Below are 21,754 nucleotides of genomic sequence, written 5' to 3'. Positions count from 1 at the left end.
AACGTCTCTTGCGGGCGCCGCATTGGCGTTCCGCGAACCCGAAACTCAGTTCGACTTGACTGTCTTGGCCTTCTCGGCCTCGACCTTCTCCACCACCTCGGGCAGCTTGTTTGCGAGACTGACGATCATCGACACATAGGTCGCGACGCGCTCGCGCATCTGGTCGGCATCCTTGCGGCCCTTGGTCAGCGCCTGCACGATCACCGCGAGCCGGGTCGCATCGATCTGCGCTGTGCCAGGCAGCATCGCCAGAACCGCCGTCATCGACATGATCGCGACCTGCTGCGCATCCGCCATGTGGGCGAGATGCTTCACCGAGTCGCCAAAGACCATGGACAGGCCGTGAATGGCTGAATCGCGCGTTGGCGGCTGCTGGGCCGCATCCGCGCCGTTTGTCTTCGTCGTGTCCGACATGTCTGCTTCCTTATCGTGTCATCGGGTTGAAACGGCCTCAGAAGGTGAGACCCATGAGCCACATGGCCATCAGCGCGGCCTCGGCATCGAGGCGGAGTGTTTCCGCCATCTTGTCGAGGAATTTGTCGAACTGGGCATCGACGACTTGAACCAGCTTGTTGGATTCCAGCATGTCCAGCGCCGCCTGGCCGAGCGCGCGGGCATCGTCCGCGAGATTATCCGGATTGCCGGACATCAGATCGACGAAAGCTCGCCCCGCCGCCTCGCCCACACCGGAAATGCCGTCGAGGCTGAAGCCGGTGACGTGCTGGAACAGCTCGCGGCCGAGCTCCTCCGCAGCCGCGCCGACATCGCCGCCGGTCACCGCGGCCTTGAACGTGTCGAAGGTGCCTTCCGCTAGGTTCAGCACGGTGTTCGCCGCGGCATGCACGCTGCCCGAGATGATGCCGCTGATCAGCGAACACGTATTGGCCAGTGTCTGCATCGTCGCCAGCGTCATGCCGCCGTCATGCATGCCGTTCTGCACGGCGGGAATGCCGAGCACGATGACGGCGACATTGCTGGCGATGGTGACGCCGGTAAAGACGCCGCCCGCACCGGCGCCAAAGGCTTCGTTCAGCATCGCCGACTGAAGGCCGCTGGCCCAGCCCGGCAGGCCGGCACCCGCCGCATTGAAGATGCCAGCTGCGGGCACGCCGCCGACCGCAAGATCGACGCCGAGATCCACCCACTTCTGAACGCTCGCGGGATCGCTGGTGAGATAATGGATGTCGCGGGCGGGCGCCCAGGCGCGCTCGATGGCGTCCAGCGCCACCGGCGCGTAGCTGAGGCCGATGGTGAAATACTGGCTCGCCATCTCCGCGCACATGATGATCTGCTGTACGGCCGGCGGCATATTGGCGAAAATATCGATGCTGCTACCGCTGCCGGACGGCGACGTGCCGGCCCGCGCGTGCTCCGCCATCATCTGGTCGACCAGCACCTGCGTGACGTGCTGCGCCAGCGCGAGGCCGGCACCGAGATCATAGGACGTGGCACCACCCGCGACCTGCAGCGCGCCGAGGCCGGTGAGCAGCTTGGCCGCATCCGCGGTTTCGAGCAGTTGCTGGATTCCCGACGATGTCGGCCCGCCATGCATCATGATCTGTTCGGGCGTCGCATGCGGATCTATCTGTCCGCTCGCCGACAGGTCGAGACGTGCCAGCGCGATGCATTCGAGGATCGACGCCTCGGTGGCCGGAAGGCCTTCGGTCGCAACCGCGATCTGGTCGCGCAGCATCTCGACAGCATCGGCCTCCGACAGCCAGCCACGGGACGCCATCGTGACCAGCGAGTCCGCGGTGGACTCGCCGCTGATGCGGCTGCCGATCTCGGCGCGCACCGCATCCAGCGCCGCATCGCCGGCGGCATGGTCTTCGAGCCCGTGCGCCAGCGCCAGCAGGCCCATGTCCTTTGCATATTCGGAGCCGCCGCCAGCGCGAAGGATGGCGTCGACCGCCTCGTCGCCGGTCATGTGACCGCTGAGGACGGCTTCAATCGCCTGCGCCGACGCCACTTCGGCCTGCATCATGCCGACCGCATTGGTGATCGTGAAAGCCTCTTGCTGCCAGGTGGTGTTCCAGCCGGGGAAATGCGCGTCGGCATACCAGACGGACATCTCCCCGTTCATCACCGCCAGGGCCGTCGCAGTGGGAGGGATGGTAGCGGTCGTTCCCAGCTCGCGCATCAACCCCGCCGCGTCCGCCAGCGAAAGCGAGCCGCCGAGCACAATCTCCGCCACGGCATGTGCGGCCGAGCCATTGACGATGTGATTGTAGATCTCGGTGCCGATCGCCGTCAGCGCCGCATTGCTCGACACTGGCAAGCCTTTGGTATCGATGTTTTGCGCGACGCTCTGATAGACCGACAGCAGCAGGAGATCGACGGACACGCCCGTGCTGGTGGCGATCGCCTTGATGTCGTTGATGGCATTTGCTGCCGAGGTCGTACCACGCACAAGACCGACAAAGTCCGGCACCACCTGTGTCAGCGCGTCATGCATCGCCGTGTAGACCTGCGACGTCGGCGCAACGCCCCAGACGAGCAAGGTCAGCGCGGCGAAGCTGGAGACGAAGGCGGATTCGGTCGTGCCGTTATGGGCGAGAATATTCGTCACGACCGCGAGCTGCTGGTTGGCATCGAGCGGCGCAAGCGCATCGAGCACCTGCTGCGCCGTCAGCGAACCATGGGCCACCATGTCGGCGAGCTGTTCGCCGACCAGTCCAACACTGACCCATCCATTCTGCAGCATCGTCACGAACTGCGTGAGCGCCTGCTGCGGCGCCATCACTTGCGCGATAGCCGTCAGGAGTTGACCGTCAATACTGCTCGAGAGCAGCTTGAGGTCTGCATCCGCGGCAGCCTGCGCGCTGGCGTTCGTGGTGGCATTGACAAGGCCTAGCAGAGTGAGGGCTGCGGTATTCGATGACACGGTCTTCTGGTCTTCCGGCCGCGAGCCCGGTGTCGTGACGGCATCCTTCCACGACTCGGTGCCTTTGATGGCACGGTCCACCGTCGACATGACTTCGCGTGCCAGTATCGCTGGCGGAACCAGCGAGTTGAATGACTCGAGCATCGCTGGATTGATCATCCGCCCGATGATCTGGCCGATGTAATATTGCACCAGCGCCGTCGGCGCGAACTCGATTAGATACCTGGTGAGCAGGGTCGACATATTGGTCGCGGCGGACAGACCGCCGTTATACTGCACGTCGTTGCGCAAACGGCTATCCACATAGCTTTGTACAGCGGCATCGCCATGCGCGCCGACACTCGCGATCCAGCCGGCCGCCGCGACAGGCGTCAGATTGGCCAATGCAAGCGCGTAGAAATTATGGATATTGTTTGCCCCGATCGGCTGGCTCAATAACCCTGCCAAAGCCGTTGCGGCAGCGTCGATGATCGCCGTGCCCTCTGTGGCGAAGCCAGTGAGCAAGCGTAGCGCAATGGCGAACGGGGCATGCGCGACATCATCCATGGCCTGTGACCCACCAATGGCACCGGATCGGATCATCGAACCGATCTGGTTCAACACCTGCGCATCCATCGCCGTATTGGCCGAGGCCAGGCCAACCAACGCAGTGACGATCTGATCGGCACTCAGGGCCGAACCGGTCAGGATGGTCACGACCTGCGCAAACGAAATCACATTCGCGCTGATCAGCACATTGAGTTCGGTACCGAGATAGCCGAGATGCGCAACCGACGTCGCGGCCAGGCCACTGAGGACGATCACTGCACGGTCCGCGGTGATCTGGTGCGCCGTCACCATCGCCAGAATTTCGCCCGAAAGTGCGCTGGCGACCACCGCATCATTCTGCAATCCGGACATCGTCAGACCCGCTGCGATGGTCGTGATGATGGCCAGCGCCTGATCCGACGTGAATATCGGATTGGTGGTCACCCCATGGAATGCCTGTGCGAGCCGCGCATCACCGAAGTTGAACGTCCACACGGCGATCTGCTGTACAGCAGGGTCGCTGCTCAGCGCCATGGACGCATAGATCAGGTTGGCCTGCCCCTGCGTCAGGCCGCTGGTCGCGCCAACCGCCCAGGCGACCGCATGCATCGCCGATTCATTGACGATCAGTTGTTGCGTGACGAGCGCACCGATGGCGCTGGCAGCCACGAGCGCGTCGCTGACTGCAAGCCGGCCGACGAGATTGGCGATCAGCGAGGCAGCCTGCTGGCCACTCAATGCATGAGCTGCCGCCAACGACACGATCTCGTTCATCGCCGCGGCCGGGCTGACCAGTGCCGGCACGCTATTCGCGCCGGTCATCAGTGCCTGCAATTGGCGGATTGCTGTATTCGCCAGTTCGGGATCGGGTCCCGTGATGCCGTTGTAAGCCAGCTCGGGATTGGCACCGTCGCCGAAACCATAGCGGACTGCAGCTGACGCCAGAACCTGAACTGCCTCCACCGCCGTCAATACGCCGGCCCGCACGAGCCCCGTCATCAGGGTCTGGGCATAGTCTCCAATCGAACCTGCCAGCGCGAACGGCAGTGCTTCCTCGCGCGACATGACTTGATTGGCGACCGCGTCGGCCAGAAGCGGCACCCAGGCCGTGAAGCTGCGTACGACCGGGCTCGCTGTTGTCTGGTCAGCCGCCCACATCGTTGCCAAGGCGCGACCAACGGTTTCGGCCATCGCCACCGAGTGGCCCGCCATGGCGAGCAGCGTCGCCTGCACACTACCGCCATTCGTCATGAGCGACGTCGTCACCGACACGACCTCGCCAAGCATCTGGCTACGCGTGTATTTATCAAGCGCGAGCGCCAGTCCGGTCGCGCCAGCACCGATGTCGGCGGTCGCCGCGGCGGCAATATTCAGCGCCACCTGGAGCGCGCGCTCCGGACTGATCACGTTCTGTCGCGCCGCGTTGTCGATCAGCGCGGCCACGGCTTGCGCATCAACCTGCCCGCTATGCACCAGTGTCAAAATGCCCACACCGGAGGCAGCCTGCGCCGCAGCGCTGCCGTTCACCGACATGCCGATGAGAACGCCGAGCTTTTCGGACGTCACAAGCGATGTCGCCGTGCTGATGGCCTCCGACACTTGCTGATCGGTCAACAGGCCACGATCCGCCAGCGTGGCCAGCATGCCGCCGACCAGGCTCTGCAGCGCAGTCGAACCATGGTGCGCAGCGGCGAGCAACGCCGACGCCGCACCAGCAGCGTCAATAAGATGATTGGTGACAAGCGCAGCCACCTGCGCGAGGATGGCGACGCGCATGGCGCTGTCGCCCGCTTCTTCGAGATGCACGAGCGCGGTCAGTACTTGCGCCGCATTCAGCCCGTGACCGACCGCGCCGTCGATCACAGCAAGAACCTGCGCGATCGTGATCGTCCCGTTGGTCACCTGCGTCTGTATCAGCGCCGCCATCTGCGTCTGCAGCGCGGATGTACTGGCACCGGCGATCGCGCCGGTCAGCAACACGACGGCCTCGCTCTGTGACAATGTCGAGGCGGCAAGCTGAACCGCGAGCGCCGATATCGATCCGGTCACTTGCACGATACGTCCGACCACCAGACCCGCAGCGGCTTGCGTCGCTGTATCCCCGTTATCGGCCAGGCCAAGCAACAGCCTGATAGCTGCAACCGCCGACAGCGCGCCACTCGTGAACGCCGCATCGACGGCCTGAGTGACCAATCCACCATCGGTCGTCAGACCAATCATGATGGCCGCAGCGCCGGTCTCGATCGCGGCCATGCCGCATCCCGCGACCGTCATCAGCAGCGACATGGCGTTCGCCTCAGAGATGCCCTGCCCGATCAGCGCCGAAATCGCATTGCCGATTGCCGCGGTGACGCCCGCACCCGTATTGGCAGTCATGCCCGCCAGCAGCGCGACGGCCTGGCTCGCAGTCAGGGCCTGGGCCTGCACGGCCGCGAGGACGCCGCTGATTGCACTCGGCAGATCGGTCGCGTTCTGCGCGATGGCGAGGCCGAGCGCTGCACCCGCCTGGATCTGCTGCGTCACGCTGCCCTGATGCGCCATCGCGACCAGCGTTGCGACCGCCTGATCGATGGTCAGGCGATGGGCTGCGACCAGAGCGGCGATCTCGCCGCCAACAGCCGTATGAATAACGTCGGACGCGGTGAGCGGGATGCTGGCGAGCAGCGCCACCGTCCTGGCCGCGTCGAGCGTGCCTGTCGCAACCGCGGCATCGATACCGCTGATAGCCGCCGTGAGATCGAGTTTGTTGCCGGCGACCAGGCTTGCGATGGCGTCAGCCACGGTCGCGAGCGCAGTCGGGTTGCTGCTGATGGTTGCGATCCGCGCCAGCAATGCTGCGGCGTCGCCGCTCTGCAGGCCACCGGCAAGGTAGCTCGCTTGGTCCTGGAACACCGTAGGAAAGGTCGAGCTTAACGCATAGGTCGCCAGCGCAATGGCGTCGATCGCCTGCGCCAGTGTGAGACGGCCGTTCGTGATCAGCGCATCGATCTGGTGCGCCACCGCCGCTTCCACGGCAGCATTGCCATTGCCGTCGGAATAGATGCCGGCCAGCAGCGCCATTTCCTGGGCGACGCCGAGACCATGGTCGATGCATGCATCATGCAGGGCACCGAGCACATCCGCCCCCGTCAGCATGCCGCTGGAGATCAGATAGGCGAAGTCGGTGCGAATATGCGACAGCAGATTGACCGATGTGGACGTGCTGAGTTGGGTAAGCAGGTCGATGGCCTGCACTGCCGTGATGCCATAGCCGATGGCGCCGATGATGGCGTCCGGCCCGGTCGCCGGACCATTTCCGATCAGCCCCTTCACAACCTGAACAGCAAGGTCGGCGAGTTCCTCGCTCTGTGTTCCGATCAAAACGATCTGGGCGATGGCGCTCGCCGTGGTGATGGCATTGGCGATGACGAGCGTGTTGACGTCACTGGCGACCCGTGCCGCGAAGTTGCCGCCGAAAGCAGACGCCGCAGCCGGATCCAGCGCCAGGAGGGTCAGCGCCCTGACCGCTTCCTGTGCCGACAGCGGCCCCGTTGCGGCAGTCGTCAGCGCCGTCTCGATGATGGACCACACGGATGTCGTGTCTGCCGTGACGATTGTGATCAACATGTCGATCGCGTCCGCGGTCCGGCTCGTCATCGCAGCAAGCAAGGTGATCGCGGTGCTGAAATGGATTTCGCCGGTTCCGCGCAGGCTCGCCGGCGTGCTGCCGTCGATCGCCGTGGAGGTCTGAAACAGGCCACCATGCACCACAGCTGCAAAGGCGGTTATTGTGATCTGATGGTTCGCGATCAGATCACCGATCGCATGTCCGGCGGCTGATGGCGCGAGGACGCCGTAGGGCGCGAGAAAGCTCAACGCCTGCTGCGCCGACAGCGCGCCGCTCTGCAGCAGCGCCTCAACCGTCTCCACCACCATCGCCGGCGGGATCTGCGTCGGCACCGACTGGTTGCCGAGCATTGCCGCCATCTCGCTGAAGGCGGCAGGCGTATCGATCGCAGCAGCCACCTTGATCAAGAGACGCGCCGCATCGTCCGCATGCAGACCATTCGATGCCAGCGAGATCGAGTCCACCACAGCGCCGACTGCCATCCACATGGTGAAGGTCGGGCCGTTGCTGGCGAGAATACCGGCAATATGCGTCGCTGCGCTGTCCTGCAATGCGTCACGGGCCGCCAGCGCCGCGAGGATAGCAACGCCATTGGTCGGGCTGATCGTCGCGTTGCCATAGGCGGAGATGCCCTCGATGGCGCTGCCGATCGCATCCGCGGACAGGCCACGATCTGCCAATACGCCAAGCGCATAGACGGACGACATGATCCAGTTGGTCGCATTGGTCGGACCGACCAGATAGATTCCGTTGCTCGTCGTATGTGCCAGCGCCGACGCGATCATCGTCAATGCCTGGCTGGTGGTGAGATTGCCGGCAGTGACCGCCGCGACAATGAAGCTCATCACCTGCTCGGCATTCGATCCGCCAGCCGCAATGATGGCGGTCAGCTCGCTGCCGACCGTTGCCATGTCGGCACCGGTTTCCGCCGCGACATTGATCCGCATCTGCGGACCGATCTCGTCTTCGAGCGCGTCGATCTCAAGATTCACCGCAGCCTGGATTTGCGCGCTGCTTTCTCCGACGGCTTCGAGCGCAACCGCAACCGCCACGTCGCTCACCCTGAAGCCACGGATCATCGCCACGAGTTCATCATGAACCAGCGGCAACAGGCTGGCGCCCGTCCCAGGTCCAGCGCCGGCGGCGAACAGGCCTGTCAGCAGTTTCAGTTCCTGCGCCGCCGTGATCGTGCCCGGCGCATTCGGCGTGATGACGCCCTGCGCATAGGCATTCTGGATGAAGGCAAAGGCGTCGGACACATGCATCTTGCCGGCGGTGACCGGCGACGCATCGGGAACGATCAGGCCCGCGATGAAACTCGCAAAGGGCAGCTGGAGCGTCGTGAGATTCTTGACGGCAAGGTCCAGCGCGAGCGGGATTCCGAGATCCGCCGCACCGCTGAAGGCGATACCAATGGCGCTGAACGGGCTCATGCCCTGTGCGCCCGGGTTCGCCGTCAACAGATCGGTCATCCCATCGACGACAAGGTCGTGGCGCTCCGGATACGACTTGGCCAGCATCGCATAGAGCGCGAACGCGCGCTCGATGGTCGCGCTGCCATCGTGGACAGCCCCGGTGACGGCATCGCGCAGCTGCTGCGCGGACAACACATTGGCGTTGAGAAGCACGGACAGTTGCGCCGCAATCGGGCTGTTGACCGTCCCGACCTGGCTTTCATGCGTCGCGGCCACGCTGGCGAACAGGGCGACTGCCTCGTTCATCGTCAGCACGCTGCCGATGGCACTATTGATTTCCCCGATCGCCACCACGCCGTTGATCGCACCGGTATAGATCATCGATCCGATCATGGCGCCCGCAGCAAGCATCACGGCAGGACTGATGGCGGCGAGCTTGATATACGTGTCGAGCAACTCGCTCGCCGGCTGCGACGTCGCCTGACCGATCGTCTGCGCGGACAAAATGAGTTGCTGGGCCGTCATCAGGTTATCCGCGATCAACGTATTGATCGTGGCCGCGACATCAGGCTGAACGGTGTTGCCGGTGATCATGCCGAGCAGCAATTGCGCGGCCTGCAATCCCGTCAGCGTCCCGCTGCGGATGGCGTCGGCGATGCCCGACAGGACGTCGGTGCCGGGATTCGCCGCGGCGATAGCGCTGATTTCCGCGCCCACCGCCTGCGACAACACCGCATAGGTGGGTGCATCGAGCATCCCGGCCGCGTTGCTCAACATGCCGTTGAGGGCCAGCACGGCAGCCGACGCCGAGATGCGACCCGGAACCATGGCGGAAATCTCGCCAAGTGCATCATGCAGCAGCGTGCCGTTGGTCACCGATCGCTGGGCGATATTGAGATAGAGTCCGAGCGCGGTGGTCGCCGGCAGGCCATCCAGCGCATCGGTCACGTCTGCAAACGCGACCGTGATGTTCTCGATCATGCCTTTGAGCATGCTCGCGAGTTGCGGCAGCGTGCTCGCATTCGAATTTGCGGCAGCGGCAATCACGAACGAGAACGCCGTGGCGGGCGACGCGAAAAAGCCGTAGGCGGGATGTGCCAGCGTGCGCGCCAGTTCGGCTGCGGCGACGGCCGAGGCCGGATCGCCATGCGCGATGAAGCTGTTCAGCAGATAGGTCATCTGCACGATGCCGATGCCTTCCGAGCCTTGCAGGACATGCGCATTTTTGTTGGCGGCAAGGCGCACCTCGTCCAGCAACAGGCCGGCCGTCACGCTGCCATCCGCGACCACCGCCGCAAGAAGCGTGCCTGCCATGGTGGCGAGCGCGAGATTGCCCTGATAGGAAAATTGCAGGCTGATCTGCTTCGCGGCGGCGGCGCTGAGATCGCCATGCGCCAGCATCTCGACCAGACCAGCAGTCAACAGTGCGACGTCATATGTATTCGCAGTGACCGCACGAAGGACGGCATCGTAAAGTTCGCCTGCCTGCTGCAGAACGACGAGTGCGTGATCAAGCGTGATGAGGCCGACCGAAACCAGCGGTCCAAACGCATAACCGTCATAGGCGACCAGAACCCGCTCCACCAGCGATGCCTGATTGACCCCGGCAGCGTCCAGGACCGCGTCGAGACTATTGACGCTGATCTGACCGTTGTGAAACGCGGTAGCGAGTTCGTTGACGACAGCCGTCTGCACGGCAGCATCGCTTGATGACGCCAGCACGGACAGCACGCGCACATAGTTTTCGACACTGACGGCCGTCGCATTCCAGCCCGCGAGCAGCCCCAGATGCAGGCTGTTGACGAAGTCCGCGGCGGTCACTGTTCCGCCCGAGATCAGGCTCTGCAGCTCGGTCATGACGGCAGGAGTCGATGATATCCCGGCCAGCACCTGGATCGCGTTATCGGACTGCCACCAGCCGGACACGATGGCAGAATGAACATCCGTCATCGACACCTGCGCGTTGCCAATCAGGCTTTGCAGCTGCTGCGGCGCATTGAACTGCGGCAGGCCCGTCATCACGAACACGGCGCGGATCAGCTCCGCTCCGCTCATCGCATGGCTGGACGCGATGTCGCTGATCGACGCGGCGACGGTCCCACTCATGGCCAAGGGCATTTGCTGGAACAGGATCGGGACGCCAGACCAGTTGCCATTGAGCAATGTCTGCGTCGCCAGCCAGAACGCGGAGCGCACGGGTTCGGTGGTCGTCGATGCGCCGAGCGCGCCGATGACGAAAGTGAGTGCCGCATCCGCGTTCATCGCATGCGCGACCGTCGGTGCCGCCGATTCCGGCTTGCCGCCAAGGCCGATGCCCAGGCAGGACAGGATCGCGGTGGAGAGATCCAGCGTCATCTGGCCGGCCGGTACGAAGATGGCCACGCCTGCGTCGGCGACGATCTTCGCGAATTCGGCACCGGCCGCCGTTTGCGTGGCCGCATCGCCGTGACTGGCAATATTGATCAGCAATTGCGCGACCTGCGGTGCAGTCAGGACGGCATTCGTATAAGCGAGATCGATGCTCGCCATGATCGACGTCACGGGCGACTCCCCGCTTGCGATCAAAGCGGCGAGCTGGCTGGCCGCGGTTTCGAGATCGGCGAAGTTCGTCGTCGAATTGAGTCCGTTGAAGATCGCGGTCGCCGGATCGCCGGAGGCCAGAACAGCGAGCTGGGAATCCAGAATGGCAACGAAGGCAGCATTATTCGCAGTCTGGGCGGCGTCGCGGATGTCATTGAGGATATCGACCGCATGGCCGCGCTGAAGCAACGGCGTCGTGCCGGTCACCAGCGCTCGGATCTCATTGTTGATGGCGATCTGCGCCGTCGAGCCCGCGCTCGATGCGAAATGCGCAAGCATCACCAGCGCCAATGCACCGGTGGTCAGGCCGCTGACAGTGGAGCCGTGGATCGCATCGGTGATCGCAACCGGCGCGATATTCTCGTTGGTGACGAGCCATGACAATCCGGCACCTGCGATATCCGCGGGAATCGCCGTTTGCCCATTGCCGACGGCTGCACTGAGCAGCGCAACCGCGGCTTCGACCGACAATGTCGAAAGGCTGCCGATCCAGTTGGTGACCGATCCGACCACGAAACTTGGCTGGGACACCGGCCAGTCATTGGGATCGAGCATCCCGGCAAGGGCGCCACCTGCCGCAGCGGCAAGATCGTGATTGTGCCCGGCCAGGAAGGCCAGCAGCAGGATCGTGTTGTCGGAACTGGCGGCCGGCCGAACCGTCATCACGTCAGCCATGATCTGCGCAGCACTCAGCGGCGGCACGGCCGCAGCAGCGAGCGCGACGATGGCATCGGCGATCGCTTCCCGGCCGCTCGCGCGTATGGTCGAGGTCGCGACATCGGCGAGGGTTTCGATCGCCTCGTGCACCGTGAGCGCCCCGGACGCCACCAGCGCCGAGACCTGATCGAAGACGATGGGACCGATGGCTGGATCATAATAGATCGACGCGGTACCGCCGACCAACCCGACCAGCCCATGAACCACGGCGACGCCGCCATAGGTCGATACCAGTGACTGGACTGCAGCGGTGACTGCATCAGCAGCATCGGGCACATTGGCCGTCCCGACCATCATCAGCATTTCGAGCGATCGGCTTGCGGTGGCATTGGCCAGCAGATCCGTCGCTGCCTGCGCTGCGGTGATCTTGCCACTCTCGATCAATGCGACCAGCTCGGCTTCGGCCGTCGGCGCGAAGGTCGGGCCATAGCCACCATTGGTCGCGAGGCCATACAGCAGGGCCACGGCCCCGTCCGCCATCGCCGTCGTCTCGGCACCATTGTGGATGCCCGTCATCACCTCCGTCATGCTGAAGACGTGGGTCTGTACGACGAGCTGCGCGATCAGTTCGGCGGCCCATGCCGTCCTGTTGCCATGCGCGACACCGATCAGCAAAGCGATCGCGTCGTCGGATGCGATACCGAAATCCGCGACGGCCGCCTTGAACTGGTTCATCACCGGCGTCCAGGAGAAGATGTCGCCCGCCATCCGTTGGGCGAGGATGCCGCCGGCCATCTCCGCCAGGCTCTCATTCGCCTCGACCATGGACAGGAAAAGCCCGGGCAGACGGGTATCCGTACCGAAGATGTTGTCGTTCAGCACCGTCCTGATATCGTCGGGGTCGATATTGTGCGTGCTGGCGAGATCACCGATCGCGTGTCCGGCCAGATCCACATAGGGCGCCGTGCCCGTCAGGGGCAGATAGGTCGTCAGGGCGGTCAGCACCGCAATCGCCTGCAAGCCCGTCAGGTCGTGGTCATCGACCGCGGCGGTGACGTCAGCCACGATGTCTGCCGCAGGCATCGCATATTGCTGTGCCATGTTGGCAATCTGGTTCATCAGCCCCCAGTTCAGGTACTGGTCCTGACCGGCCAGCGCCGCGAGCGTGGTCACTGCCTGATCCGCGGTCAGCGCATGGTCCCCGATCAGATTGCTGATCTCGGTCGCAGCCGCTGGCGCGAGCGCGGGATAGTCACCGAGCATGGTGTACTGCGCCTGGATCACGCCACCGAGGATGCCCGCCGCCTGCACGCCGGTCAGGCTATGGGTCTGGGTGACAGCCTCATGCAGATCGGCCATGGCCGCCGTCGCATCGATGAAACCGCGCGCAATCAGCGTCGCAATTTCTGCGCCGGCAATGGCCTGCATGGCGTGGTCGGGCTGGCTGCCGATCAGGCTGGCAATCTGGGAGATTGCCTGCTCGCCGGTGATGGCGTGGCTGCTGACCTGATCTTCGATCTGCTGCAGCGGATTGGGGAGATTGTCCGGAGGATGCACGACCGGTGGATTGTTGCCCCCGCCGCCTTCGCCCTCGGACATCAGATGCAGCTCGCCGCCCTCGGCGCTGCGACCACCGACCACGCGATCGAGATCGTCCAGGGACAGCTCGTCCTCGACAAACCCTGCCAGCTGCATCGCGCCCTGCCCCGAGCCTTGCGCCATCTTCAAATCTCCATTCGCATCTGCGAAATCCGTGGCCATCTGCCGTGGTTGATCCAATCGGGTATCGGCAGCGTCCGTGCCGCGATCCTTGCGGGGGTCATCAGCCGATCGAACCACCATCTCGTCGTCCAGTTCTTCCGATCGGTCCGGGTGCCACAGGCCTTCTGCCTGGCGCCGCAGCGCGAGCGTGGTGATGCACGCCGACGCAAAAACCGCGGATTGCGGCAGGTCGCCGATACCAATGCCCCCATCTAGAGTCCTGATGGGACAACGATATTTTTCTGAAGGAATTCTGATATTTGCGATTTGGCCGCTATTTCCGGGCAGCCACGCGGCGGAATTCAACCCCGGCACCCGATTGCACGCCACGAAGAGCTGACGCTTCAGCCCGCGGAATCACGCCGCCATGCGTGCTCCGGCGACAACCCACAAACGGTCTGTGACCGGGCCGACTCTACGTCAAAGAGGTCATGACTGCGGTCAACGAACGCCGCGGTCAGGGCGGCGAAGACCGGCGGTCTCTTAGAACGACGGCGGCGTGCAGGCGCTCACCACTTCGCACGCCTTCGTCCCCACGCAGCGAAACCGGTGCGGCCGGCGGCTTTCGAAGTAATAGGCATCGCCGGGATCGAGGATGCGGCGCTCGTCATCGACGATGACTTCCAGCCGGCCCGCAATCACGATGCCGCCCTCCTCGCCGTCATGCACCAGCGGCACCCGGCCGGTATCGCTGCCGGGCTCGTAGCGCTCCTTCAGGATCTGCAAGGCGCGGCCGAACAGATTGTCGCCGACCTGGCGATAGGAGATCGGCGACTTCCCGATCTCGGTCAGTTCATCCGCGCGATAGAACGCCTTGCGCGGCCGGTCCGGCTCGATGGCGAAGAACTCGGCGAGGCCCATCGGGATGCCGTCGAGAATGCGCTTCAGCGCGCCCACCGATGGATTCATCTGGTTGGATTCGATCAGCGAGATGGTCGAATTGGTGACGCCGGCGCGCTTGGCCAGTTCGCGCTGCGACAGCTTGTGGCGCCCGCGCACGAAGCGCAGCCGTTCGCCGAGATCGATGGTCACGCCCAAATCCTGTTGCGGGTGTTGCGGATCCGGCAAATATGGCCCGCTCCGCCCAGCAAAATCAACAGCTTGATCAGCACAAGAAAAGGACTTGTTGCAATGTTACGAACATGATCCAGATGCGAAAATCAGCCTGACATCACCCTGGGAGCGCGCCGTGACCGTCCATCAGATTCCGAACAGCCTGCAACTCGACACGTTCTGGATGCCGTTCACGGCCAACCGCCAGTTCAAGGCGGCGCCGCGCATGTTCTCGTCGGCCAAGGGCATGTATTACACCACCGAAGACGGCCGCAAGGTCATCGACGGCTCCGCCGGCCTCTGGTGCACCAATGCCGGCCATGGCCGCACCGAGATCGCCAGCGCCGTGGAGAAGCAGCTCTCCACCCTCGATTTCGCGCCGGCCTTCCAGATGGGCCATCCGCTGGCCTTCGAATTCGCCAACCGCCTTGCCGAGATCGCCCCCGAAGGCCTCGACCGCATCTTCTTCACCAATTCCGGCTCCGAGTCCGGCGACACCGCGCTGAAGATCGCGCTCGCCTATCACCGCGCCAATGGCCAGGCCTCGCGCACGCGCCTGATCGGCCGCGAGCGCGGCTATCACGGCGTCGGCTTCGGCGGCACCTCGGTGGGCGGCATGGTCAATAACCGCCGCGCCTTCTCCTCGGCCCAGCTGCCCGGCACCGATCATATCCGCCACACCCATGATCTCGCCCGCAACGCCTTCTCGAAAGACCTGCCCGAGCACGGCGCCGAACTCGCCGACGATGTGGAGCGCATGGTCGCGCTGCATGGCGCCGACACCATCGCGGCCGTGATCATCGAGCCGGTGCCCGGCTCCACCGGCGTGCTGCCGCCGCCGAAGAACTATCTGCAGCGCCTGCGCGAGCTCTGCACCAAGCACGGCATCCTGCTGATCTTCGACGAGGTCATCACCGGCTTCGGCCGCCTCGGCGCGCCCTTCGCGTCGCAGTTCTTCGGCGTCACGCCGGACATCATGACCACCGCCAAGGGCATCACCAACGGCACCGTGCCTTGCGGCGCCGTGTTCGCCCATCGCAAGGTCTATGATGGGTTGATGAACGGCCCGGAAGGCCAGATCGAGCTGTTCCACGGCTACACCTATTCGGCGCATCCGGTGGCCTGCGCCGCCGGCATCGCCACCCTCGACATCTACAAGAACGAAGGCCTGCTCACCCGCGCCGCCAAGATGGCCGATTACTGGCGCGACAGCCTGCATGCGCTGAAGGACCTGCCGAATGTCATCGACATCCGCAATTGCGGCCTGATGGGCGCCGTCGAACTCGCCCCGCGCAAGGATGCGCCGGGTGCGCGCGGTTATGAGGTGATGGTGGATTGCTTCAACACCGGCCTCTATCTGCGCCAGAGCGGCGACGCCTTTGCGATGTCGCCGCCGCTGACCGTCGAGAAGAACCATATCGACGACATGATGGAAATCCTCAGCGCCGCCATCAAGCGCGTCGCGTAAGCGGCGGCAGCCAAGCACAACGCAAAACCCCGACGGAGCGAAAGCGCCGTCGGGGTTTTTGTTTGTGAAGCCATTGCTTCGATACGAGCCACCCAGAGCATTCCCATGTTGAAATGATGGGCCTCCACGAACTCCTCCTCATCCTGAGGAGCCGCGCGCTTGCGCGGCGTCTCGAAGGATGGACGATAAACGCCATGGTTCGAGACGCGCGCCGATCGGCGCGCTCCTCACCATGAAGACGGTGGTGGTCTCTATCCGAAAACGCTTCAGCCCCGTGCCGCGATCAGCTGCCGGATAAATTCCGGCGCCTTCGCGCTCGGCAGCCAGCGAGTCACCGCGATCATGTCGGAGTCCCGATCGATCCAGATCATGTTGCCGCCCGCACCCAGCGCATAGACGGCCGTTTCCGGCGCGCCCTTGTTGGCATGCGGTCCGCGGTTCAGCCACCACAGGAAGCCGTAATTCGGCTGCAGCGCCGACGGCGTCCACATCGCATCGATCCAGCTCTGCGACAGCAGCCGCCTGCCGTTCCACTCGCCGCCGCGCGCCATCAACAGGCCAAGGCGCGCATGATCCTCGGCGCCGATGAACATGCCGCCACCCCAATGGCCGCCGCCCGGCACCGACTGCATCCGCTCACCATCGATCTCGACCCAGGAATTCTCGTAGCCGACCCAGCTCCAGTCCTGCGACGCGCCGATCGGATTCATGATGCGGTCACGCAGCACATCCGGCAGTGGCCGCTTGAACAGATGCAGCAGGCTGAGCGACAGCAGGTTCACGCGCACATCGTTATATTCGTAGAACGCGCCCGGCTTCTGCAGTTCGCGGAGCTCGCCCTTGCGGCTGTTGTCGGCATTCGGCGCGACCAGGCGGTTGTGATCGATCTGGTCCGGTTTGCCGAACAGCTCGCCGCGCCATTCGCTGGTCTGCTGCAGCAGATGCCGCCAGGTGATCGGAGCATTATGCGCATCCGCAAATAGCGGTCCCGGCACGCGCTTGGCGACGGGTTCGTCGATCTCCCCGATCAGCCCGTCATCCACTGCAAGCCCCGTCAGCGTGGCGAGATAGCTCTTGGCGATGGAGAAGGTCATATCCGCGCGCGCGATATCGCCCCACGACGCCAGCAGGCGCCCGCTTTGCAGCACCAGGCCCGCCGATCCGCCGCGTTCCTTCACTGGCCCCAGCACCGCGCTCCATGGCCCGGTCTCATTCCAGTCCACGTTTGGCGCGTAACGGCCGTCGTCGTAATAGAAGCCGCGCGGCCACGGCGTCTCATTCGCCTGCACAAAGGAAACGGCTGCAGCGAGCCTGTCCGGCGCATAGCCGGCCGCCTGCGGATCGATGGTGTCCCAGCCGCCGGCAGCCGGGAAATAACGTGCATCTGTCATGGAGAATTCAAACTCGCTGGTGTCAACGCATCCCGCTTATCGACCGGATAGCCATCGACGGCAACCTGTACCGGCGCGGGTGGTCTTGCGACATCACGCGGATCCGTGAACCAGAATGCCGGCGGATCACCCCGTCGTGATGCCCACCATGCGTAATCATCGCGATCCCCGAACGTAACGCTATTGGCACAAGCCACGGCGTCACGTGAAAGGACGAACATGAGAGCGTTTTCTGCGGCAGTCACCGGGCTGGGCATTGCCTTGCTCAGCTCAGCCCTCATTCCTGCCGCGCACGCAGCCGACACGGTTCGCGTCCGCGGCACGGTCGAGCGCGTCGAAGGATCCAGCCTGACCGTGAAGACCCGCGAGGGCAATTCCACCGCCATCAAGCTGAACGACAACTGGAAAGTCACCGGCGTGGTCAAGGCCTCGCTCAACGACATCAAGCCCGGCGACTTCGTCGGCATCGCCTCGCTGCCCAAATCCCGCGGTGGCGACGGCGCCCTCGAAGTTCTGATTTTCCCGGCCGCCATGAAAGGCACCGGCGAAGGCAGCTATCCCTGGGACCTGAAGCCCAACAGCACGATGACCAACGCCACCGTCTCCAACGCCGTCAAGGACGTGGACGGCCGCAACATCACGGTGACGTTTCACGGCAAGGAAAAGGTCATCTCGGTGGCGGAAGACACGGCGGTCGTCACCTTCGGCCCTGCCGCACAAGGCGACCTGAAGCCCGGCATGGTGGTGTTCGTCCCCTCACAAAAAGCAGCAGACGGAACGCTCTCCACCGGCAATGTGGTCGCCGGCACCAATGGCGTCGTGCCTCCGATGTAAATGTAACACGCCTCTCTGGCGCGATGCCCGCATCGTGCCAGAGCTGCCCTCGGCCACCGCCGCACAACGGACATGTTTTGCCGGACGATCGAGCTCCAGGGCAGGAGCATCATGCATCAAGATCCGATCACCCCACCGACGCCGCCTACGCCGAACATGGATGACACGGCCGCAGCGTGGGGCCCGCGACCGTCATGGCAGAGGCTGTTCGTCACTGTCGTCCTTGTTACGATCGTCATCGTCGTTTTGCGCTGGATAAAGCAAGCATAGTGCCGATGAGTGCAGCGACGTCCAGGGACCGAACCAATGGTCGACGATCCACGTGATGCTCGGCCTTGGTTTCGCAACGGCCGTTATGACAGCCCGTTCAGCCGGTGTCAGCCGGACCTTCTCATCTCAATCACCTGAAACGAGCGCACGGCGCCTTCGTCCGCGATTGCGGTATCGCACTTGCATGCCTAAGTGCTTCTCACCGCATCGGTCGATCTTGGAGGCGTCCAATTTTCCATTTTGTTTTTGCCCTGCCCTGGTTGTTCGTCGTCACCCGCTTTCTTTGGCCCCTTCATCTTCCGCTTGTTGCAACATGCGTCGCCGCACTGATTCTGCTGGTGGCGTCGCAATTCCATTTCTGGAACAAGCTGTCATCGGGATCGGTGCTGTGTCCTGAATTTCCACGCCCGGTCGTCGTCCTGTTCAACTGGGCATTCGGTGGCATCATTCTGCTCGCCTTGATGCAACTATTGCTGGACGCAGCGACGCTCGTCGGTGCGCTGATTCCTGGCGCTGGCATCAGCGTGTCCGACGGCTTCCGCTACGGAATGGCGGGTCTGGCCGCCTGCCTGGCCGCGATCGGCGTGACGCAGGCCACACGCATTCCGCCGCTGAAAGACATCGACATACGCATCCAGGGGCTTCCGCCGCAATTCGACGGCTACACGATCCTGCAACTGACCGATCTTCACATCAGCCGCCTGTTCCCGGCCGCCTGGGCGCGGACCGTCGTCGCGCATGCGAACAGCCTCGGCGTCGATCTGATCGCCATCACCGGCGATCTCATCGATGGCACGCTCAAGGTCCGGCGCGCTGACGTCGAGCCGCTTCGCGACCTGCGCGCGATCGACGGCGTCTATATGATCCCGGGCAATCACGAATATTACTTCGGCTATGAGGCCTGGATGCAGCATTACGCGTCGATGGGCATGGTCACGTTGGAGAACAGGCACGTGGTTCTGGATCGCGACGGCGGGCAGCTGGTCCTCGCCGGCGTCACCGATCGTGCATCGCACGGCGGCGGCTTCACCGCGCCGGATATTGAATTCGCGATCCGTGGCGCCCCCGACAACGCTCCCGTCATCTTGCTCGACCATCAACCCAGCGACGCGCGGCGCGCTGCATCGCTCGGCGTTAAACTTCAGCTCTCCGGACATACGCATGGCGGACTGATCGTCGGGCTGGATCGGCTCGCCGCGCGCGCCAATGCAGGCTACGTCTCGGGCCGTTATCAGGTCGGCGGGATGACCCTTTATGTGAACAACGGCACCGGGCTCTGGCCGGGATTCGCGCTGCGCCTCGGGCGCCCGTCCGAACTGACACGGATCACGCTTCGCCGGGCCGATGGCGCTTGATGCCCGTGTTCGTCAGCGCAGCAAGGGTAGCCCGGATCTGCGCCCGATGGCCTGAGAAAGCGCTTATCCAAGACACGCCGACATTGATTGATCGCGACCGGACCGCGCACAACCTGTTTGAATCGCAATGAGTTCCTGGGAGACTGGAGCGGGTAGAGGGAATCGAACCCTCGTATTCAGCTTGGAAGGCTGCTGCTCTACCATTGAGCTATACCCGCATGCCGCGTCAGGTAACACACAGCGCCGGGGGCCTCAACCTCTCAGGGGAAGACAATCCCCAGACGTCGATCCCTGTCGTTGCCCGGCTTGACCGGGCAATCCAGTAAAAACTGGCATCGCGGATAAAGCCGCTTCGCCAGTGTCTATTGGATCCCCGCTCCGCGCACGCCTTCGGCGTGCCAGGCGGGGATGACAGACGGCACGCTTAGCGAAAATGTTCCTACTTTGTTCTTGACGAAATCCACCTGAGGATTATTGTCCCTGTCGTCCGGCCCCGATGAGAGGGGCGAGCGCGATCGTCACGGTCGCGGGGCTGGATGCGGTGGGCGCCAAGGTTGGGGCGTCGCGCGGTGCCTGGACGACGTTCGCCTGCGGGCGGGACGGAGCCTTGCCAGACCTGCCACTGGCTCGGCGACGGCTCACCGTCAGATGGACTGACCCTCGGCCACGCGTGACGGACGACCCTCTCGGCGGCGTCTGGCGGATCGCTCTGTCATCCGCCACGCGGAGGCACAGCACCCCGAACACCGCGTGCGGAACGCTGAGCGGCGCTCGGCTTCCGGAAAGTCCTGATGCTTCCCCTTGCGGAGTACCGCATCGGCATCAGGCACCAACGGGCGCCTTGAGCGCCCGGCGTTCCGCACGCCCTCTTCCGGGAGGGTCGCGTGGGAATGCGCACAACTCGGGCGCGCAAGCGTCGCGAGAACGGGATCGCGTGGATGAAGGAATGGACGGGGCTGTTTGACAGGTTGATCGGGAAGTGATGCGCCGACGTCGCGCTCCCTCCCCCAGGCTGCGAAGCGGCGCAGTGGGGAGGGCCGGGGTGGGGTCTATCCCCACTTAAGGACGGAGTGTGGGGAAGCACCCCACCCGTCTCGACGGCTACGCCGTCGATCCACCCTCCCCGCTGCGCGGCTACGCCGCTTGGGGGAGGGAGAAGGCAGACTACCAGGTGGCCAGCACCGAGCCCTTGAACTTCTCGTCGATGAAGGCCTTCACCTCGGGCGACTGATAGCTCTCCACCAGCGTCTTCACCCAGGGCTTGTCCTTGTCGGCCGCACGCACCGCGATGATGTTCGCGTAAGGGCCCTTCGGATCCTCGCGCAGGATCGCATCCTTCACCGGATCGAGGCCGGCCTGCGAGGCGTAGTTGGTGTTGATGCCGGCGACATCCACGTCCGGCAGCGTGCGCGGCAATTGCGCGGCATCGACCTCGACGACTTTCAGCTTCTTCGGATTGTCGGTGATGTCGAGCAGCGTGGGCTTGAAGCCGACGCCGTCCTTCAGCTTGATGATGCCCTTGTCGCGCAACAGGATCAGCACGCGACCGCCATTGGTCGGATCGTTCGGAATCGCCAGCGACGCACCGGACTTCACCTCGTCCCAGGTCTTCACTTTCTTCGAATAGATGCCCATCGGGAAATTGATGGTGTTGCCCACCGAGACCAGCTTGAACTTGCGATCGGCCACCTGGTTGTCGAGATAGGGCTGATGCTGGAACGAATTGGCCTGCAGGTCGCCGGCGTCCAGCGCCGCATTCGGCACCACGTAATCGGAGAATTCGACGATCTGGATGTCGAGGCCCTTCTTGGCAGCGACGGCCTTGGCGGCTTCCAGCACCTGCGCATGCGGACCGGGCGTGACGCCGACCTTGATGGTCTCGGCGGAGGCGGCAGAGGTGAAGGCAGCGACGGCGATGGCAGAGAGAAGAAGACGACGAAGAGACATACTA

9 protein-coding genes and 1 tRNA gene are annotated in these 21,754 nt (G+C 63.9%); 4 read left to right on the top strand and 6 right to left on the bottom strand.

Annotation, left to right across the window (positions count from 1 at the left end; all coding sequences use genetic code 11):
* Window positions 1–45: 45 nt before the first annotated feature.
* Window positions 46–414 (bottom strand): hypothetical protein, encoded by a 369-nt coding sequence (locus ACIQ2A_RS15410; RefSeq protein ID WP_398480639.1) that lies wholly within the window; start codon window positions 412–414, stop codon window positions 46–48.
* A gap of 37 nt (window positions 415–451) precedes the next feature.
* Window positions 452–13,270 (bottom strand): hypothetical protein, encoded by a 12,819-nt coding sequence (locus ACIQ2A_RS15405; RefSeq protein ID WP_398480637.1) that lies wholly within the window; start codon window positions 13,268–13,270, stop codon window positions 452–454.
* 3 nt (window positions 13,271–13,273) lie between these two features.
* Here ACIQ2A_RS15405 and ACIQ2A_RS15400 point away from each other — a divergent pair, with 3 nt between their 5' ends.
* Window positions 13,274–13,648, top strand: a complete 375-nt coding sequence (locus ACIQ2A_RS15400) for a hypothetical protein (protein WP_398480635.1) — start codon at window positions 13,274–13,276, stop codon at window positions 13,646–13,648.
* Between the two features lie 267 nt (window positions 13,649–13,915).
* Here ACIQ2A_RS15400 and ACIQ2A_RS15395 read toward each other — a convergent pair whose 3' ends face one another.
* Entirely contained in the window at window positions 13,916–14,464 is a 549-nt protein-coding gene (locus tag ACIQ2A_RS15395; RefSeq protein ID WP_398480633.1) for a cupin domain-containing protein, read from the bottom strand.
* A gap of 157 nt (window positions 14,465–14,621) precedes the next feature.
* Between ACIQ2A_RS15395 and ACIQ2A_RS15390 the strand changes: the two genes are divergently transcribed.
* Window positions 14,622–15,953 (top strand): aspartate aminotransferase family protein, encoded by a 1,332-nt coding sequence (locus tag ACIQ2A_RS15390; protein ID WP_398480631.1) that lies wholly within the window; start codon window positions 14,622–14,624, stop codon window positions 15,951–15,953.
* 266 nt (window positions 15,954–16,219) lie between these two features.
* Here the strand turns inward: ACIQ2A_RS15390 and ACIQ2A_RS15385 are convergent, their stop codons facing one another.
* Window positions 16,220–17,344: a serine hydrolase domain-containing protein gene (locus ACIQ2A_RS15385; protein ID WP_398480629.1), complete on the bottom strand. Its 1,125-nt coding sequence runs from the start codon at window positions 17,342–17,344 to the stop codon at window positions 16,220–16,222.
* A 219-nt stretch (window positions 17,345–17,563) separates the two neighbouring features.
* On the opposite strand from ACIQ2A_RS15385, the gene ACIQ2A_RS15380 reads away from it, so the two are divergent.
* Together ACIQ2A_RS15380 and ACIQ2A_RS15375 are read left to right on the top strand one after the other, a co-directional pair.
* On the top strand, window positions 17,564–18,178 hold the full coding sequence (locus tag ACIQ2A_RS15380) for a hypothetical protein (protein ID WP_398480627.1): 615 nt from the start codon (window positions 17,564–17,566) through the stop codon (window positions 18,176–18,178).
* Between the two features lie 500 nt (window positions 18,179–18,678).
* Window positions 18,679–19,803, top strand: a complete 1,125-nt coding sequence (locus ACIQ2A_RS15375) for a metallophosphoesterase (RefSeq protein WP_398480671.1) — start codon at window positions 18,679–18,681, stop codon at window positions 19,801–19,803.
* A gap of 144 nt (window positions 19,804–19,947) precedes the next feature.
* On the opposite strand, the gene ACIQ2A_RS15370 is transcribed toward ACIQ2A_RS15375, so the two are convergent.
* Window positions 19,948–20,021, bottom strand: a tRNA-Gly gene (locus ACIQ2A_RS15370).
* A gap of 946 nt (window positions 20,022–20,967) precedes the next feature.
* Window positions 20,968–21,750, bottom strand: a complete 783-nt coding sequence (locus ACIQ2A_RS15365; protein WP_398480669.1) for a MetQ/NlpA family ABC transporter substrate-binding protein — start codon at window positions 21,748–21,750, stop codon at window positions 20,968–20,970.
* Window positions 21,751–21,754: the final 4 nt, after the last annotated feature.

It is taken from the genome of Tardiphaga sp., from assembly GCF_044336785.1.
Classification (GTDB): domain Bacteria; phylum Pseudomonadota; class Alphaproteobacteria; order Rhizobiales; family Xanthobacteraceae; genus Tardiphaga.
The sequence above is the reverse complement of the archived record's forward strand: the minus strand, read 5'-3'. Positions and strand labels throughout refer to the sequence as shown.

Bases quoted from the DNA above. Each gene is read 5' to 3' on its own strand.
- ACIQ2A_RS15410 (WP_398480639.1), bottom strand. From the start codon at position 414: ATGTCGGACACGACGAAGACAAACGGCGCGGATGCGGCCCAGCAGCCG.
- ACIQ2A_RS15405 (WP_398480637.1), bottom strand. From the start codon at position 13,270: ATGTCCGAGGGCGAAGGCGGCGGGGGCAACAATCCACCGGTCGTGCAT.
- ACIQ2A_RS15400 (WP_398480635.1), top strand. From the start codon at position 13,274: ATGCAGCTCGCCGCCCTCGGCGCTGCGACCACCGACCACGCGATCGAG.
- ACIQ2A_RS15385 (WP_398480629.1), bottom strand. From the start codon at position 17,344: ATGACAGATGCACGTTATTTCCCGGCTGCCGGCGGCTGGGACACCATC.
- ACIQ2A_RS15380 (WP_398480627.1), top strand. From the start codon at position 17,564: ATGAGAGCGTTTTCTGCGGCAGTCACCGGGCTGGGCATTGCCTTGCTC.
- ACIQ2A_RS15365 (WP_398480669.1), bottom strand. From the start codon at position 21,750: ATGTCTCTTCGTCGTCTTCTTCTCTCTGCCATCGCCGTCGCTGCCTTC.